General features: G+C 74.0%; 16 protein-coding genes. 10 read left to right on the top strand and 6 right to left on the bottom strand.

From position 1 onward, the window contains the following. The first annotated feature begins 172 nt into the window (after nucleotides 1–172). The 6 genes from ACERUJ_RS14185 (at nucleotide 173) to ACERUJ_RS14160 (ending at nucleotide 5,663) form a co-directional block, all read left to right on the top strand. Nucleotides 173–874, top strand: a complete 702-nt coding sequence (locus ACERUJ_RS14185; protein WP_370249316.1) for a response regulator transcription factor — start codon at nucleotides 173–175, stop codon at nucleotides 872–874. Between the two features lie 324 nt (nucleotides 875–1,198). Then, the gene (locus ACERUJ_RS14180; RefSeq protein WP_370249315.1) at nucleotides 1,199–2,125 is read left to right on the top strand and encodes a glucosyl-3-phosphoglycerate synthase; all 927 of its coding nucleotides are present in this window, start codon (nucleotides 1,199–1,201) and stop codon (nucleotides 2,123–2,125) included. Beyond that, a complete protein-coding gene (gene folP, locus ACERUJ_RS14175) occupies nucleotides 2,126–2,989 on the top strand; it encodes a dihydropteroate synthase (protein ID WP_370249314.1) in 864 nt (287 codons plus the stop codon). It begins immediately after the preceding gene. Continuing rightward, nucleotides 2,986–3,516 (top strand): hypothetical protein, encoded by a 531-nt coding sequence (locus ACERUJ_RS14170; protein ID WP_370249312.1) that lies wholly within the window; start codon nucleotides 2,986–2,988, stop codon nucleotides 3,514–3,516. The genes folP and ACERUJ_RS14170 overlap by 4 nt, the downstream gene beginning before the upstream one ends. A gap of 75 nt (nucleotides 3,517–3,591) precedes the next feature. Continuing rightward, the gene (locus tag ACERUJ_RS14165; RefSeq protein WP_370249310.1) at nucleotides 3,592–4,539 is read left to right on the top strand and encodes an SGNH/GDSL hydrolase family protein; all 948 of its coding nucleotides are present in this window, start codon (nucleotides 3,592–3,594) and stop codon (nucleotides 4,537–4,539) included. Between the two features lie 77 nt (nucleotides 4,540–4,616). Then, nucleotides 4,617–5,663: a hypothetical protein gene (locus ACERUJ_RS14160; RefSeq protein WP_370249309.1), complete on the top strand. Its 1,047-nt coding sequence runs from the start codon at nucleotides 4,617–4,619 to the stop codon at nucleotides 5,661–5,663. 69 nt (nucleotides 5,664–5,732) lie between these two features. On the opposite strand, the gene ACERUJ_RS14155 is transcribed toward ACERUJ_RS14160, so the two are convergent. Continuing rightward, complete coding sequence (locus ACERUJ_RS14155; protein ID WP_370249308.1) at nucleotides 5,733–7,139, bottom strand: hypothetical protein; 1,407 nt, start codon at nucleotides 7,137–7,139, stop codon at nucleotides 5,733–5,735. Nucleotides 7,140–7,253: 114 nt separating this feature from the next. Here ACERUJ_RS14155 and ACERUJ_RS14150 point away from each other — a divergent pair, with 114 nt between their 5' ends. After that, nucleotides 7,254–7,616: a DUF3054 domain-containing protein gene (locus tag ACERUJ_RS14150; RefSeq protein WP_370249307.1), complete on the top strand. Its 363-nt coding sequence runs from the start codon at nucleotides 7,254–7,256 to the stop codon at nucleotides 7,614–7,616. Between the two features lie 21 nt (nucleotides 7,617–7,637). Here the strand turns inward: ACERUJ_RS14150 and ACERUJ_RS14145 are convergent, their stop codons facing one another. The 4 genes from ACERUJ_RS14145 to ACERUJ_RS14130 form a co-directional block, all read right to left on the bottom strand. After that, nucleotides 7,638–9,383 carry an ATP-binding protein gene (locus ACERUJ_RS14145; RefSeq protein WP_370249306.1) on the bottom strand — a complete coding sequence of 582 codons (1,746 nt, stop codon included), beginning with the start codon at nucleotides 9,381–9,383 and terminating at the stop codon, nucleotides 7,638–7,640. 52 nt (nucleotides 9,384–9,435) lie between these two features. Next, nucleotides 9,436–10,035, bottom strand: a complete 600-nt coding sequence (locus ACERUJ_RS14140; RefSeq protein WP_370249305.1) for a hypothetical protein — start codon at nucleotides 10,033–10,035, stop codon at nucleotides 9,436–9,438. Between the two features lie 81 nt (nucleotides 10,036–10,116). Beyond that, nucleotides 10,117–11,643: an acyl-CoA synthetase gene (locus tag ACERUJ_RS14135; protein ID WP_370249303.1), complete on the bottom strand. Its 1,527-nt coding sequence runs from the start codon at nucleotides 11,641–11,643 to the stop codon at nucleotides 10,117–10,119. A 106-nt stretch (nucleotides 11,644–11,749) separates the two neighbouring features. Continuing rightward, complete coding sequence (locus tag ACERUJ_RS14130) at nucleotides 11,750–12,028, bottom strand: metal-sensitive transcriptional regulator (protein ID WP_370249302.1); 279 nt, start codon at nucleotides 12,026–12,028, stop codon at nucleotides 11,750–11,752. A 144-nt stretch (nucleotides 12,029–12,172) separates the two neighbouring features. On the opposite strand from ACERUJ_RS14130, the gene ACERUJ_RS14125 reads away from it, so the two are divergent. The 3 genes from ACERUJ_RS14125 to ACERUJ_RS14115 are packed head-to-tail and all read left to right on the top strand — an operon-like array spanning nucleotide 12,173 to nucleotide 14,745. Then, on the top strand, nucleotides 12,173–14,335 hold the full coding sequence (locus ACERUJ_RS14125; RefSeq protein WP_370249300.1) for an MMPL family transporter: 2,163 nt from the start codon (nucleotides 12,173–12,175) through the stop codon (nucleotides 14,333–14,335). A 42-nt stretch (nucleotides 14,336–14,377) separates the two neighbouring features. Next, nucleotides 14,378–14,545, top strand: a complete 168-nt coding sequence (locus ACERUJ_RS14120; RefSeq protein WP_370249299.1) for a hypothetical protein — start codon at nucleotides 14,378–14,380, stop codon at nucleotides 14,543–14,545. Continuing rightward, the gene (locus ACERUJ_RS14115; RefSeq protein ID WP_370249298.1) at nucleotides 14,542–14,745 is read left to right on the top strand and encodes a DUF2892 domain-containing protein; all 204 of its coding nucleotides are present in this window, start codon (nucleotides 14,542–14,544) and stop codon (nucleotides 14,743–14,745) included. The genes ACERUJ_RS14120 and ACERUJ_RS14115 overlap by 4 nt, the downstream gene beginning before the upstream one ends. A 78-nt stretch (nucleotides 14,746–14,823) precedes the next feature. On the opposite strand, the gene ACERUJ_RS14110 is transcribed toward ACERUJ_RS14115, so the two are convergent. After that, nucleotides 14,824–16,050: an FAD-dependent oxidoreductase gene (locus ACERUJ_RS14110; protein ID WP_370249296.1), complete on the bottom strand. Its 1,227-nt coding sequence runs from the start codon at nucleotides 16,048–16,050 to the stop codon at nucleotides 14,824–14,826. Nucleotides 16,051–16,080 lie beyond the last annotated feature (30 nt).

Raw genomic sequence — 16,080 nt, 5'->3', positions numbered from 1 at the left:
CGAACCCCGAGTGTGACCGGATCGTGAACCCCGGTCCACCGGACGCCGACCGCAGATCACCCGGAGAACGCCCGGGGATCCTCCGGACCCCGCCGCGGCACAGGGGCGGTGATGGCACCATGGTCCCGGCACGGCACCACCGGGGGCCGCGGCGACGAAAGAGGACCAGGCAGTGACACAGGAGCGGCGCCGGGCGCTGGTCATCGACGACGATTCCGAGATCGCCGACCTCCTCACCATCACCCTGGGCCGCGCGGGCTTCGACGTCGACACCGCCTCCTCCGGCGACGCCGCCCTGGAGCACGTGCGGGTGCAGCCGGTGGACCTCATCACCCTCGACCTGAGCCTGCCCGACATGGACGGCACCGAGGTGTGCCAGCGGCTGCGCGAGTTCAGCGACGCCTACATCGTCATGATCACCGGTCGCAGCGACGAGGCCGACCGGCTCGTCGGCCTCGACGCGGGCGCCGACGACTACCTGGTCAAGCCGTTCTCGCCGCGGGAGGTGCGGGCCCGCGTCGCCGCCCTGCTGCGTCGTCCCCGCGAGCGCAGCGCCCCTGCCGCGGAGGTCATCGACGTCGGCGGCGGGCTCGTGATCGTGCCGGCCGCCCGGTTGGCGCTGCTCGAGGGCAGCCCGCTGCCGCTCACCGGCAGCGAGTGGGACGTGCTCGCCCTGCTCGCCCGCACGCCCGGCTCGCCGTGGGCCCGCGCGGCGCTGGTCGAGTCGGTGTGGCGCGGGGAGTTCATCGAGTCCGACTACCTCGCCGACCTCACCGTCGCCTCGCTCAAGCGCAAGCTGCGCCAGGCCGACGGCGGCCGCTCCTGGATCGCCACCGTGGGCGGCTCCTCCTACCAGCTGACACCGCCGGCCTGAGGCCGGTCGCGCGCACGCACCGGCGCTCAGGCGTCCGGCAGCAGCAGTCGCATCCCCAGCGACAGCACCGCCGCGACAGCGATCAGGACGAGGAGCAGGACGGGTCCAGCGGGAGGGGCCATGTCCCCCACTCCACCCGCCCGCGGGGGTGTATCGCCAGAGCGCCGCGACCATCCTGATGCGACCCTGACGGCCCGTGCGCCGCGTCCTGACGGCGTCCGGGCCACCCCGAGCGGACCCCCGGCCCGGCCGTGCGCCCCACCCCGAGGGCGGACATCCGAAGGGATGGGGGCGCGGCCCGCGCGGGCTGCCTAGGCTCGTGAGGTGCTCACAGGCCGCTGGAACGACTGGTCGCTGGCCGACCTGCAACGCCTCAAGGGCGGGCTGCGGGTCTCGCTGGTCGTCCCCGCGCGCAACGAGGCCGCCACCGTCGGCGACGTCGTCACCCGCAGCCGCGAGGCGCTCATGGAGTCGGCGCACCTGGTCGACGAGATCGTCGTCATCGACTCCGACTCCACCGACGCCACCTTCGACGTCGCCACCGACGCCGGCGCCCGCGTGTTCCGTGCCGCCGAGATCCGCCCCGACCTCGGCAGCTTCCGCGGCAAGGGCGAGGCGATGTGGAAGTCGCTGTTCGTCACCACCGGCGACCTGTTGGTGTTCATGGACGCCGACCTCACCGAGTGGGACACCCACTTCGTGCCCGGCCTGCTCGGGCCGCTGCTCACCCACCCCGAGGTGCTGCTGGTCAAGGGCTTCTACGAGCGCCCCGGCGAGCACGGCGCCCTCGACGGCGGCCGGGTCACCGAGCTCGTCGCGCGCCCCCTGATCTCCCTGCTCCACCCCGACCTGGCCGAGCTCGTGCAGCCGCTGGCCGGGGAGTGGGCGATCCGCCGTGACCACTTCGCCTCCCTGCACGTGCCCACCGGCTACGCCGTCGAGCTCGCCGCGCTCATCGACACCGTCAACCTCGCCGGCCCCGGCGCCCTGGCCCAGGTCGACCTCGGCCGCCGCGCCCACCGGCACCAGCCGCTGCTCGACCTCGCCGCGATGGGGCTGCAGATCACCGCCGCCAGCCTGGCGCGCTCGGGCCTGCCCACCAAGAACGACGACGCCCCGGTGCTGCGCCAGTTCCACCCGCGCCGCCCCGGCGGCACCCCCGCTGCTCCCTCCGCCCTGCCGGCCGTGCACCCGCACGACCGGACCGTCGACGTCACCGAACGGCGTCCCGCCCAGGAGTTCCTCGACTAGATGACCCTCCAGCTGCGCCGTCACCAGTTCGCCGACGAGGACACCCTGGTGATGGCCATCGTCAACCGCACGCCCGATTCCTTCTACGACCAGGGCGCCACCTGGGCCGAGGACAAGGCCTTCGAGCGCGTCGCCACCGTGGTGGGCCAGGGTGCGGAGATCGTCGACATCGGCGGCATCAAGGCCGCGCCCGGCGTCGAGATCGACGCCGCCGAGGAGAAGTCGCGCGTGGTCGACTTCGTCGCCCGGGTGCGCGAGGCGTTCCCGCAGGTCGTGATCTCGGTCGACACCTGGCGCGCCGAGGTCGGCGACGCCGTGTGCCGCGCCGGCGCCGACGTGCTCAACGACGCCTGGGGCGGGGCCGACCCCGAGCTGGTCGACGTCGCCGCCGCCCACGACGCCGCGATCATCTGCACCCACACCGGCGGCGTCACGCCCCGCACCCGCCCCTACCGGCTGGAGTACGACGACGTCGTGCGCGCCGCGATCGACGACACCCTGGCCTACGCCCAGCGGGCGCTGGACGCCGGCGTCAAGCGCGAGGCGATCGTGATCGACCCCGCCCACGACTTCGGCAAGAACACCTTCCACTCCCTGGAGATCACCCGGCGCCTGGACGAGATGGTGGCCACCGGCTACCCCGTGCTCGTGTCGGTGTCGAACAAGGACTTCGTGGGCGAGTCGCTCGACCGGCCCGTCGGGGAGCGCCTGATCGGCACCCTCGCCGCCACCACCGCCTGCGCCCTCGCCGGGGCGCGCATCTACCGGGTCCACGAGGTCGTCGAGACCCGGATGACCGTCGACATGGCCAACACCATCGCGGGGCGTCGTCTCCCCGCCCTCGCGATTCGAGGACTCCAGTGACCGAGCTGATCCCCACCCCCGAGGTCGTCTCCACCCCGGACCGCGTGGTCCTCGTGCCGGGCGCCCTCGCGCTGCTGCCGGCCTACGCCGCCCAGCGCGACCCGCTGGGTGCGCTGCGCACCGCCGCGCTCACCGCCGTCACCGCCCTCCCGGCCGAGGTCGACGTCATCGCCACGCCCCAGGGCGCGCGGGTGGCCGAGCACCTGCTGGCCGCCACCGCCGGCGCCCGCAGGGGCGCGGGCCGAGGGCTGCTCGTGGTCGGCAACGGCTCGGCCAAGCGCACCGAGAAGGCCCCCGGGCATCTCGACGAGCGGGCCCACGCCTTCGACGACGCCGTGCGCGCCTGGCTGCACGGCGACGGCGAGGCCCCCGAGGCCGGCCTCGGCGAGGAGCTGTGGGCCGAGGTCGACCCCCTGCTGGCCGCGGCCAAGCTCGTCTCCTGGGCCCCGGCGCGGGTGGCCTACGACGACGACCCCTACGGCGTGCAGTACTGGGTGATGACCTGGGACGGCCTCAGCCCCCGCTGACCTCCGGGGCCGGGTGCGGCCACGATCCACCTCGGGACGGGGACGGCGCGGCGCTCCATGGGTGAGGATGGCGGGGTGACCCGCCCCTCGCCGCGCCCCTCGTCCCCCCTGCCGACCGTGCTGCTGAGCGTGCTGCTCCTCGGCACCATGCTCGGCGCGCTGCTCGCCCCGACGTCGACCGCCGCCGCGCCGTCGTCGCCGCGCGCGGGTGAGGAGCGGATCGACTACGTGGCGATGGGCGACAGCTACTCGGCGGCCTCGGGCGTGCTGCCGGTGGCCACCGACGCACCCCTGCAGTGCCTGCGCTCGACCCGCAACTACCCCGCCGTGATCGCCCGGGTCACCGGCGCGGTGCTCACCGACGTGACCTGCGGCGGCGCGCAGAGCAAGCACTACTTCAGCCGCTTCTACCCCCAGACCCCGCCGCAGCTGGCCGCGCTGAGCGCCCGCACCGACCTGGTGACGATGACGATCGGCGGCAACAACAACGGCGTGTTCATCGGCTCCATCCGCGACTGCGCCGTGGCCGGACTGAGTGCCGGCTACCAGGGCCGGCCCTGCACCGAGCAGCACCAGGCCGACTACCTGCGCACCGTGCGCACCCGCACCTTCCCCCAGTTGGTGAAGGCGTTCCGGGCCGTCCGCGCCGCCGCCCCGAACGCGACGATCGCCGTGCTCGGCTACCCCTGGATCACCCCGGAGCGCGGCTCGTGCGTCGGCCTGCCGATCGCCCCCGGCGACTTCCCGTTCCTCCACCGGCTGCAGCGGGTGCTCAACGACACCATCGAGCGCGCCACCCGCCGGGCCCGCGACCTCACCTTCGTCGACTTCTCCCGCGTCTCCCGCGGCCGCGACGCCTGCGCGCCGGTGACCCGCCGCTGGATCGAGCCGGTCGTCGGCACCACCAACCCCGTCGTCGTGCACCCCAACGCCCGGGGCGAGGCGGCGATGGCCCGCCACGCCCTCGACGTGCTCGGCCTCGACGACGGCGTCGTCATCACCGCCCCGCCGCTGCGCCGCTGACCCCGGATCTCAGCGGCCGACAGGCCTGCGGCGGCGACCCTGGACAACGAAACGAGAACACGTTCTACTCAGCGTCCATGAGCGCCTCCGACCGCCCGCTGCGGGTGATCCAGTGGACCACCGGGAACATCGGCTCCCGGGCCCTGCACGCGATCCTCGCCCGCCCCGACCTGGAGCTGGCTGGGGTCTACGCCCACAGCCCGGACAAGGTCGGGCGCGACGCCGCCGAGCTGTGCGGCTGGCCCGAGCCGACCGGCGTCCTGGCCACCGACGACGTCGACGCGCTGCTGGCACTGGCCCCCGACGCCTGCAGCTACAACCCGCTGTGGTGCGACCTCGACGAGCTCGAGCGGCTGCTCGGCGCCGGGATCAACGTCGTCTCGACCGCGGCCTGGATCACCGGCGGACGTCACCCCGAGGCCGACCGGGCCCGGATCGCGGCGGCGTGCGAGCGGGGCGGCGCGACGATGTTCGGCTCCGGCGCCCACCCGGGCCTGACGAACATGGTCGGGATGGTGCTCTCCGGGGCCTGCGAGCGGGTGGACGAGATCCGCATCACCGAGTCCGTCGACTGCTCCACCTACGAGTCGGCCGGCACGATGAGCCACATGGGCTTCGGCCGCGACCCCGGCACCCCGGGGCTGGCGGACTACGTCCGCACCGAGTCGGAGGTGTTCGCCGAGTCGGCCGCGATGATGGCCGACGCCCTCGGCGTCACCCTGGACCGGATGACCTTCGACGTCGTCTTCACCCCCGCCCACACCGACGCCGACCTCGGGTTCATGACGATCCCCGCCGGCACGGTGGGCAGCGTGTTCGGCTACCACCGCGGCTGGGTGGGCGAGCGCAACGTCGTCTCGGTCGGGTTCAACTGGACGATGGGCCTGGTCGACCCGCCCAAGCCGTTGGCCCACGGCCACGTGGTCCAGGTCTTCGGGCGCCCCAACTACCGCACGGTGCTGCACTGCCTGCCGCCGCAGGACTGGGACGAGCCCGGCTTCATGGGCGCGGGGATGATCTACACCGCGATGCCCGCGCTCAACGCCGTCCCGGCCGTGGTGGCCGCACCGCCCGGCGTGGTCACCCTCCGCGACCTCCCCGTGGTCACCGGCCGCCACTACTGACGCCCCGCGTCCCGCGAGGCGCCGGTCCGAGCGTCAGTCCGGGCGTCGGTCGGGCGCGTCAGCGGTCCGTCAGCTCCGCACGCGCAGCGTGGCCGTGGCCGGTGCGTAGTCGCCGGCCTTGGTGGCGCTGACCCGGAGGCGGCCCGGGCCCCGCGGGGCGAAGGTGAGGGTGCACTTCCCGTTGGCGGCGGTGGTGCAGCGGGCACCACGCGCGCTGATCCGCACACCGGCCACCGGGGCTCCGGCATCGGTGGCCCGCGCGGTCACGCGGGTACGGCGGTCGCCGTCGAAGGAGCGCGGCGACACGCGCAGCGTGAGGCCCGGCAGCACCTGCTGGTGGAAGACGTTGCCGTCGGTGACGGCCAGCAGGTCCAAGCGCGTCGGCTGGGCGTCACCGCCGATCGGGTCGACGGTCTCGGGCAGGGCCTGCAGCCGCCGCAGGGCGCCGAAGGTGAAGCCCGTGCGCGAGGTGCGCACCGCACGGACGATCCGGTCGCTGCCCACCCACGCCACCCACAGCCGGCCCGGAGCGTCGACGGCGAGCATGATGTTGCGGGCGTCCGCCGAGCCGGGCACCTTGACCACCTTCGTGCCGCCGGCCCACAGCCCGACGTAGTCGCAGTCGGGGTAGCCCACGCAGTAGGCGCGCACGACGCTCGAGCCGCGCACCACCGCCGGCACCGCCTGCTGGTTGCCGCTGGCCGCCCCGCCGACGCTGGAGCTCGGCGCCTTGATCGGGTCGCTGACCCAGAAGGCCACGTTGCGCGTGAAGGTGCCGGTGGTGCCCGGGGCACCGCCGTTGAGGGTGTAGGTCAGGTCCACCGACTCGTCGGCGAGGGCGGTGAGGGTGACGTTGTCGATGCAGGCGCCGCAGGGCGAGGCGAAGGAGCTGGGCATCTGGGCAGGGCCGTCGACGAAGACCGTGCTGGCGTCGGAGTACCCGGCACGGGAGGAGCCGCCGGGCGTCGCGACGACGCTGAGGGTGTCGGTGCCGTTGGGGACCGTGTCACCGAAGGCCGAGGACACCGCCCCCCAGGTCAGGCCGCCGTCGGCGCTCGACGCCGACCAGATCGCGTTGACCCCGGCCACGTCGGGGTCGTTGCCCACCCAGTAGGCGATGAGGCCGTTCCCGGGCTGGGGCAGCAGCTGCACGGTGGAGGCGATGGCGTCCCATCCGCTCACGATGACCGACTCCGAACCGAGCACCGCCCGGCCCTGGCGGTCGATCGTCACGTGCGTGAGGCGCTTGCCGCCGCTGGTGTCGCCGACGGCGACGACGTGCAGCCGGCCGTCGTCGCCACGCGCGGAGGCGATGCTGCGGCCGGTGGCGGCGACGTTCTCGAGCACCCTGCTCCACGTGCCGGGCGGCCCCGCCTGCACCGGAGCGGGGAGCAGCAGCGTCGAGGCCGCCAGGGCGACGGCACTCACGAGGACGGCGAGGCGCCGCGTCGTCGGACGGGGGCGGAGCAGGCTCATGGGGCGATCCTTCGTCGGCGCGCCGGAGCCCCTCGCCCCGGCGTGGCGCCCAGCCTGCCGTGCCCGACGGGGCCGCGGTAGGGGGGAACACACGGATGTTGGGAGGATGGCGGCATGTGGTGGTTGCCGATCGACGTCGTGGCGGTCCTGCTCTTCGCGGCCGTGGGCCGCAGCAGTCACGAGGAGGGTCTCAGCGTGCCCGGCGTGCTCGAGACCGCGGGCCCCTTCCTCCTCGGCCTCGCCGTGGCGTGGACCGCGCTCGTCGTCGTCGGCCGCCCGCGCGGCTGGCACCCGGCCGACCTGGCCCCCGGCCTACTGGTCTGGATCGACACCGTGGTGCTCGGCATGATCGCGCGCCGGGTCGCCGGCGAGGGCACCGCGACGTCGTTCGTCGTCGTCACCACCGTCGTGCTGGGCGTGCTGCTGCTGGGCCCGCGGCTGCTGCGGCGGGGCCGCCGGTCGTCCCGGCCGGCCTGAGCAGGGACCGGATCGGGGAGGTCAGCCGCGCAGCTGCGGCAGGCTGAAGCGGAAGGTGGCGCCGGGGGTCGTGCCCTGCTCCAGCACCTGCAGGTCACCGCCGTGGGCGCGCGCGATCTCACGGGCGAGGTAGAGCCCCAGCCCGAGCCCCGGCGCCCGCCGGTCCAGGCGGGCGAACCGCTCGAAGACCCGCTCGCGCTCCGCGGTCGGGATCCCCGGCCCGTGATCGGCGACGTCGATCTCCATCCGGTCCTCCACGGCCCGCAGGGTCACCTCGATCGGCGCGTCCGCGGGTCCGAACTTGGCGGCGTTGCACACGACGTTCTCCAGCACCTGGCTCACGCGCAGCGGGTCGGCGGCCACCCAGCCGCCGGACTCCTGGCGCAGCAGCAGCCGGTCCCGGGTGAGCAGGTGGCCGAGGTCGCCGGTCACCCGGTGCACGAGCAGGGCCAGCTCGACCGGCTCGACGACGATGTTGAGGGAGCCCGCGCCCGCCCGGCCGGCGTCGACCATCGCCTCGACCAGCTGCTGCAGACGGCGTCCGCTGCCGCGCGCGCGCTCGACCAGCCGGCGGTCGGCGTCGACGAGGGTGTCGCCCTCCAGCAGCAGGTCGGCGCACAGCAGCTGGGTGGTCAGGGGCGTGCGGAGCTCGTGGGCGTAGAGCGCGACGAGGTCGGGGTCGCCGCCGCGGGCGGCCGGCGACACGGGCACGCTGAGCGCACCGGCCCGGGTGCGCTCGGGGAAGAGCTGGTCGATCACGGCGGCGAAGCGGCTCAGTGCCCCGCCCTTCTCGAGGTAGGCCGAGGCGCCGTGGCGCAGGGCCTCGCCCGCGACCTGGGCGCCGGCGTAGCCCGAGAGGGCCACGATCCGCACCTCGGGATCGTCCCGGCGCATGGCGCGGATCGCGCCGAGACCGTCCAGCCGCGGCATCGAGAGGTCGCACAGCACCAGGTGCGGCCGCAGCCGACGGGCCGCCTCCACCGCCTCGACGCCGTCGGCCGCGACGCCGACGATCTCGACGCCCTCGATCGAGGCCAGCACGGCCTGCACCTGCGCCCGCACCACGGCGGAGTCGTCGGCCAGCAAGGTGCGCACGACGCCGCGGTGCGCGGAGGCACGGGCCGTCCCGGGATCCACCGCCCCCGCAGCCTCACCGGTCGCGGCGCGACGGGGCCGCGAGGCCCGGAAGGGGGCGGGCAGCGACCGCAGGATCCGGCGCGCGCCGAGCGCCGCCCGACCGATGGCGTCGGCGACGTCCTGGTGCTGCCCGCGCTGGTGGGCGTAGGAGGCGGCGGCGAGGTCCTGCAGCACCGCGTCGTTGATCTCCGCGATCGCGGCGGGCACCCCGGCGTCCTCACGCGGCTCGACCTCGCGCAGCCACACCACGACACGACCCGGGATCCCGGCGTCGGCGAGCCAGATGCGCACCGGAGTGACGGCGCCGTCGGGGTGCAGCAGGGCGACCTTGAATCCCGCCGCTCGGCGGCCGCCGACCGCGGCGGTCCACTCCACGCGCTCGCCCAGTCGCGCGCGGTACTCCGGGGCCACCAGGTCGGCCAGGCACCGGCCGCGGCAGTCCGCGGGGTCGCGCCACAGCAGCCCGGCGGTGCGGCTCGAGGCGTGGTGCACCGTGCCGTCGGAGCCCACCAGCAGCGCGGCGTCGGGGGCGGAGTCGAGCAGGTGGAGCAGGAGGTCGGCCGGATCGGCCGGCACCGCCGCCGCGGCAGGGCCCGCCAGGCAGGCCGACGACGGTGGGGCGAGGGTCATTCCCCCTCGATCGGCTCGCGCGCGATCGATCTGAGGGGTCCCGCCGGGCGCGTCACACCAGGGCGTGCACGAGGAGACCGAGCCCGACGCCGAGGCCACCGAGGACGACGTAGGCCAGCAGCCACCGGGCCCGGATCCCGCGCGCCGACGGCGCGTCGCCCGGGCGCGCGCGCAGCGCCGCGAGTGCCAGGAGGAGACCCGGCAGCGCCATCACCAGGAACACCCCGCCGACGACGCTCGCCGCGGTGCCGTCCTCCTGCAGCAGGCCGACGCCGAGGGTGCCGAACAGCCCGGCCCACATCGGGAAGGCCGGCAGCGGGGTCCGGCTGCCGGCGGCGGTGACCAGGCCGAGCATCGTGGCGACGATGAGCAGCGGGATCGCCGCCCCGAGCCAGCCCGCACCGCTGGGGCACGCGGCGCGGCTGACGTACGGTCCGCCGCTCGCGCAGGCGCCCCCCACCTCGGACAGGGCCTGCTGCCCCAGCGAGACGAACACGAGTGCCATCCCGAGGACGACGGCACTGAGCGCCTGCACCACCACCGCGGTGCGGGGTCGCTCGGCGTTCGCCAGCGGCCCGGGTCGTCCGCCGCCACCGGAGGGAGGGGCAGCGGTGAGGGCGACGACGGGGTCGGCGGCGGGGTCGAGCGTCATGGGGGACCTTCCGAGGCGGGGGACGCCCCGGAGTCAACCACAGCCCGAGCGCAGATTAAAGACGGGTCTTAATGAGGCCGGTCACGCCGTCAGGGCCTCCAGCCGACGCTTGACCAGCTTGCCCGTGGGCGTGCGCGGGATCGCCTCGAGGAACTCGACCTCCCGCGGCACCTTGAACCCCGCGATCCGCTCGCGCACGTAGCCGCGGATCTCCTCGGCCAACTCGGGGGTGCCGACGACGCCGGCGCGCGGCTGCACGTAGGCCCGCACCCGCTGGCCCATCTCCGCATCCGGCACCCCGATCACCGCGACGTCCTCGATGGCCGGGTGCAGCGCCAGCACGTTCTCGATCTCCTGGGGGTAGATGTTCACCCCGCCGCTGATGATCATGAACGCCTTGCGGTCGGTGAGGTAGAGGTAGCCGTCGGCGTCCACGAACCCGATGTCGCCCACCGTGGTCCACGTCGGGTGGGCGGGGTGCTGCGCGGCGGCGGTCTTGCCCTCGTCCTTGTGGTAGGCGAAGGGCACGGCGTCGCGCTCGAAGTAGACGGTGCCGATCTCGCCCGCCGGCAGCTCGGTGCCGTCGTCGTCGCAGATGCGGATGACGCCGAGCAGCGCCTTGCCCACCGAGCCCCGGTGCTCGAGCCACTCCGCGGAGCCGATCATGGTCAGGCCGTTGGCCTCGGTGGAGGAGTAGTACTCGACCAGGATCGGCCCCCACCAGTCGATCATCGCCTGCTTGACCTCGGGCGGGCACGGCGCCGCGGCGTGCACGGCCATCCGCAGCGTGTCGACGTCGGCGGCCGCGCGACGCTCCTCGGGCAGGTGCAGCAGGCGCACGAACATCGTGGGCACCATCTGCAGCAGCGTGACGCCGTGGGCGGCGATGGCGTCAAGCGCGGCCTCGGCGTCGAAGCGCTCCATCATCACGACCGTGCCGCCGTTGGCGTGCACCGAGCCGCACCAGCGCAGCGGCGCGGCGTGGTAGATCGGCGCGGCGCTCAGGTAGACGGTGTCGGGCCCCATCTGGAACGCCATCCCGAGCAGGGCGTACACGGGGTCGCCGGGCTCGTCGACCTGCAGCGGCATGAGCGCGGCCCGGATGCCCTTGGGCCGGCCCGTCGTGCCGGAGGAGTAGAGCATGTCGGCGCCGCGGGGCTGGTCGACCAGCCGCTCCCCGGCTCCGGCGACCAGGGCCTCGTAGGAGGCGTGGCCCTCGATCGGGTCGCCGACGACGAAGCGGTGCCGCACCCGCGGGGTGAGCGGCACGATCGCCGCGGCGAGGTCGGCCAGCCCGTCCACCGCGATCAGCACGCCGGCGTCGCTGTCGTCGACGATGTAGGCCACCTCCTCGGCCGAGAGGTGGTGGTTGATGGCGGTGATGTAGAGCCCCGAGCGCAGCGCCGCCCAGTACATGACCAGCGCCTCGGGACGGTTGTCACTCAGCATCGCCAGCACGTCGCCGGGGCGCAGGCCCAGGTCGTGCAGGGCACGCGCGAGGCGGGCCGAGCGGTCGTCGAGGTCGCGGTAGGTGAGGGTCTCGCCGCTGCCGGCCATGATGACGGCCGGCTTGTCGGGGGTCGTCGCGGCGAAGGTTCCGGGGTACATCGATGGACTCCTGGAGGGCTCGGGGCGGGCTCGGTGCGGTGAGCCCCGAGCATCGCCGCCGCCGCGCGGCGACACAAGGGTCCCGAGTCCCCGATCAGGCCCGCGCTCAGGCCAGGGACAGGAAGAGCTTCTCCATCTTCGCGATCTTGGCCGGGTCGACGCCGTCCTGCCCCTCCTCGACCTCGGCCAGGCACTGCTGCATCCCGGTGGCGACGATCGCGAAGCCGCTGCGGGCGACGGCCTTGTTCACCGCGGCGAGCTGGGTCAGCACCGACTCGCAGTCGGTGCCCTCCTCGAGCATCCGGATCACCGATCCGAGGTGGCCGTGGGCGCGCTTCATGCGCGTGATGATCGCCTTCATCTCGGCGGGGTCGAGGTCGGTCATGGCGGGGCTCCCGGGTCTGGGTGAGGGTCGCGCGCGGGTCGACGGCGTCGTCGCACGCATCGATTGTACAACCCCCCGGGGGGTTGCTACGGTCACCCAGGAAGCTAACCCCCCGGGGGGTTAGGAGCACTCACTGGAGGATCCATGACCACCACCCGACCCGCGCCGGTCGATCACGAGGCGCACCACGGCGGACGACCCGGCCCACTCGGCCGGCTCGGCGTCGCCGTCACCCACCACCGCAAGGCCGTCGCGCTGATCTGGGTCGCCCTCGTCATCGGTCTGGGGATCTTCGCCCCGCGGGTCGAGCAGGACCTCTCGGGCGCCGGCTGGCAGGCCGACGGCTCGGAGTCGGTCGCCGTGCGCGAGCTGGCGCGCGCCCACTTCGGCGGCAACGCCTCCTCGGCGATCCAGGTGGTGCTGCGCAGCACCGACGGCACCCCGCTCGATCAGGGCGACGGGCCCGCGGTGATCGCGGACGTCACCGCGCTGCTCGAGCGCGACGACCGCATCGCGACCGTCGTGGCTCCGCAGCCCGGCGCCACGGTCAGCCCCGACGGCACCACGGCGGTGATCCTGGCCGGCGCCGGCGCCGACACCAACGAGATGGTGCGCGCGGCCACGGACCTCAAGGAGGAGCTGGTCGCCGCCGGCACCGACCGGGTCGAGGTGACCCCGACCGGCGCCTCGCTGCTCTGGAGCGACTTCAACGAGGCCAACCTCGAGGCGATGCTGACCTCGGAGATGCTCTCCTGGCCGGTCACCCTCGGCATCCTCGTGCTCGCCTTCGGCGCGCTGGTCGCCGCCGGCCTGCCGCTGCTGCTCACCCTCGCCGGCCTCGTCGCCTCCGCGGGGTCGCTCGTGCTGATCAACGAGCTGGTGCCGGTGTCGATCTGGGCCATGAACTTCGCGATGATGTTCGCCCTCGCCCTGGGCATCGACTACGCCCTGTTCCTCGTGGTCCGCTACCGCGCCGCCCGCTGGGGCTCCGGCCTGGAGCCGCGGGCTGCGATCGCCGAGACGATGGACACCGCGGGCAAGGCCGTGCTGCTCTCCGGCCTCACCGTCCTGGTCTCGCTCTCGGCCGTGATGCTCGTGCCGAGCCCGTCCTTCCGGTCGATGGCCGGCGGCATCATGCTCTCGGTGGTCTTCGTGCTCGCCGCCACCCTCACCTTGCTGCCGCTGGTGCTGTTCAAGCTCGACGACCGCATCAACAAGCTGGCCCTGCGCTGGGTCCACACCGGCGAGCACCGCTCCGCCCGGTTCGCCGCGTGGGGCGAGCGGCTCTGGAAGCGACCGATCGTCTGGGGCGCCGGCTCGCTGCTGCTCCTGCTGGCCCTCGCCGCGCCGATCCTGGGCCTGCAGACCGCCATGCCCTCGATCAAGGTCCTGCCCGAGGACGCCTCCGCCCGCGTCGGCTACGACCGCGTGCAGGAGGCCTTCGGCGAGGGCGCCCCGGGCGCGCTGCAGATCGTCGTCCCCGCGACGCAGGCCGACGCCGCCGCCACGGTGCTGGCCGCCGACCCCGGCATCGCCGGCGCCATGCCCGCGCAGCCCGCGGCCGATGCCAGCGGACTGGCCCTGATCCAGGCCGTGCCCACGGTCGACCCCTCCGACCCCGCCCTCGCCGCGACCGTCGACCGGCTGCGCGCCGACCTGCCCGACCGTGCCCAGGTGGGCGGGGCCGCGGTGGAGAACCTCGACCTCAAGACGCAGCTCGACGAGTCGACCCCGCTGGTGATCGGCGTCGTGCTGGTGCTCGGCTTCCTGCTGCTGCTCATCGCCCTGCAGGCACCGCTGATCTCCCTGCTCGGCACGCTGGCCAGCCTGCTCTCCACCGCCGCCGCCTTCGGCGTCGCCCGGCTGATCTTCCAGGAGGGGCACGGCGCCGGCCTGTTCGGCTTCGAGCCCCAGGGGTTCCTCGACGCCTGGGCGCCGGTGTTCTTCTTCGCCATGATCTTCGCCATCGCGATGGACTACACCGTCTTCCTGCTCGCCTCCGCCAAGGAGCACTGGGAGAAGTCCGGCGACCCGAAGGAGGCCATGGTGGGTGCCGTCGCGCACTCCGGTCGCGTGATCTTCGCCGCCGGTGCCGTGATGGTCGCGGTGTTCTTCACCTTCTCCCTCTCCGGCCCGATCCCGCCGAAGGAGATGGGCATCGTGCTCGGCGTCGCCGTGCTGCTCGACGCCTTCCTGGTGCGCCTGGTGCTGCTGCCGGTCATGCTGCGTCTCACGGGCCGCGCCGCCTGGTGGACCCCGGCCTGGCTGCGGCGCGTGCTGCCCCGCATCACCTTCTCCCACGGCTGACCCGACCCCGTCCCACCACCCCTCGTCACGAAGGAGAGACCCATGTGTCGACCCACCACCTGCTCGACCTGCCACAAGACCACCTGGGCCGGCTGCGGCCAGCACATCGCCTCGGTGACGGCCGGCGTGCCCGCCGACCAGTGGTGCGACAAGTCGCACCCCGACGCCCCCGCCCGCGGCGGCCTGCTCGCGAAGCTGTTCGGGCGATGAACGTCGACCGCGCGGTGCTGGCGATGGCCGGCACGATGACGCTCGTCAGCGTGCTGCTCGTCGCGCTCGTCTCGCCCTGGTGGCTGCTGCTCACCGGGTTCGTGGGCGCCAACCTCCTGCAGTCCAGCATCACCGGCTTCTGCCCGGCGGCGATCGTGTTCCGCCGGCTCGGGCTGGACCGGGGCTGCGCCTTCGGCTGAGCCGCCGGTCACGGCGACGGCGAGGCCGGCTCCCCCGCGGGGGAGCCGGCCTCGCCGTCGTCATGGAGCAGGAACCGATCAGGCACGGCCCCGCATCATCGCGTTCCAGTACATCGCCGGAAGCAGTCGGCGCTTGAAGACCCCACGGTCCCGGCGCTCCCGCAGGGTGTCGATGACGGGCAACGTGGGGTGCGGCTCGAGGGTGTAGTCGAACTCGGCGAGCAGCAGACGGTCCCGCGCGGTCGTCAGCGGGCAGGAGGCGTACCCGTCGTAGTGCGCGCCGAGGTCGCGGCCCGCGAGCGAGTCGAGGACGTGGGCCGCGACGACGGGGGCCTGCTTGCGGATCGCCGCCCCGGTCTTGGAGTTGGGGGTCGACCCGGCGTCGCCGAGCGCGAAGACCTCCGGGAACCGGACGTGACGCAGGGTGTGCTTGTCGACGTCGACGTAGCCGGTCGGACTGTCGGGGACGGCCAGCTCGGTGGCTCGCAGCCAGTCCGGCGCGCTCTGCCGCGGCACGGTGTGCAGCAGGTCGTAGGCCAGCGCCTCCTTGGTGCCCGCCGCGTTGTCGGCCACGATGACCTCCTGCGCGTCCGGGTGGAACTCCACGGCCTCGCTGTTGAACCTCACCTCGATGCCGTACCTCTCGACCACCCGCTCCAGCTCACGGGCGAAGACCGGGACCCCGAACATCCCGGGCGTCGGCAGCACCATGACGATCCGGATCCGGTCCAGCACCCCCTCGCGTCGCCAGTGGTCGGCCGCCAGGTAGGCGATCTTCTGGGGCGCGCCGGCGCACTTGATCGGGTTGGCCGGCATCGTGAACACCGCGGTGCCCTCGCGCATCCCGCGGATGAGTTCCCAGGTCTTCGGGGCCAGGGTGGGCGAGTAGTTGGACGAGGCACGGGGGCTGTGGACGGCCTCCCCCATCCCGGAGAGCTCGTCCCAGTTCAGCTGGATGCCCGGCGCGACGACCAACCGGTCGTAGCTCGCCTGTGCCCCCGACGCGAGGTGGACCACCCGCTCACGGGGATCGATGGACGCCGCCGCATCGCGGATCCAGTCGACCCCGGCGGGGATCAGGCGACCCATCGGTCGCGCACTGGCCTCCACGGGGGCGAGTCCGCCGCCGACGAGGGTCCACAGCGGTTGGTAGTAGTGGGTGTCCGACGGCTCGATGAGCGCGAGGTCACCGCCGTCGATGCCGCCGCGCCGCAGACGGGCCGCGACGGCGATGCCGGCCGTGCCGCCGCCGATGACGACGACCCGGTGGTGGGTGCGCCGTGCCGCTGGTGAGTGGGAGGACATGAGGGGCTCCGTTCTGGTGCGGGCGACCTC

It is taken from the genome of Nocardioides sp. (genome assembly GCF_964228225.1).
Classification (GTDB): Bacteria; Actinomycetota; Actinomycetes; order Propionibacteriales; family Nocardioidaceae; genus Nocardioides.
This window is presented reverse-complemented; position numbering and strand designations above follow the sequence as displayed.

What these genes read in the sequence shown, in the direction of transcription:
- ACERUJ_RS14125 (WP_370249300.1), top strand. Translation starts at nt 12,173, where the DNA reads ATGACCACCACCCGACCCGCGCCGGTCGATCACGAGGCGCACCACGGC.
- ACERUJ_RS14145 (WP_370249306.1), bottom strand. Translation starts at nt 9,383, where the DNA reads ATGACCCTCGCCCCACCGTCGTCGGCCTGCCTGGCGGGCCCTGCCGCG.
- ACERUJ_RS14135 (WP_370249303.1), bottom strand. Translation starts at nt 11,643, where the DNA reads ATGTACCCCGGAACCTTCGCCGCGACGACCCCCGACAAGCCGGCCGTC.
- ACERUJ_RS14155 (WP_370249308.1), bottom strand. Translation starts at nt 7,139, where the DNA reads ATGAGCCTGCTCCGCCCCCGTCCGACGACGCGGCGCCTCGCCGTCCTC.
- ACERUJ_RS14130 (WP_370249302.1), bottom strand. Translation starts at nt 12,028, where the DNA reads ATGACCGACCTCGACCCCGCCGAGATGAAGGCGATCATCACGCGCATG.
- ACERUJ_RS14115 (WP_370249298.1), top strand. Translation starts at nt 14,542, where the DNA reads ATGAACGTCGACCGCGCGGTGCTGGCGATGGCCGGCACGATGACGCTC.
- ACERUJ_RS14150 (WP_370249307.1), top strand. Translation starts at nt 7,254, where the DNA reads ATGTGGTGGTTGCCGATCGACGTCGTGGCGGTCCTGCTCTTCGCGGCC.
- ACERUJ_RS14110 (WP_370249296.1), bottom strand. Translation starts at nt 16,050, where the DNA reads ATGTCCTCCCACTCACCAGCGGCACGGCGCACCCACCACCGGGTCGTC.
- ACERUJ_RS14160 (WP_370249309.1), top strand. Translation starts at nt 4,617, where the DNA reads ATGAGCGCCTCCGACCGCCCGCTGCGGGTGATCCAGTGGACCACCGGG.
- folP (WP_370249314.1), top strand. Translation starts at nt 2,126, where the DNA reads ATGACCCTCCAGCTGCGCCGTCACCAGTTCGCCGACGAGGACACCCTG.
- ACERUJ_RS14140 (WP_370249305.1), bottom strand. Translation starts at nt 10,035, where the DNA reads ATGACGCTCGACCCCGCCGCCGACCCCGTCGTCGCCCTCACCGCTGCC.
- ACERUJ_RS14120 (WP_370249299.1), top strand. Translation starts at nt 14,378, where the DNA reads ATGTGTCGACCCACCACCTGCTCGACCTGCCACAAGACCACCTGGGCC.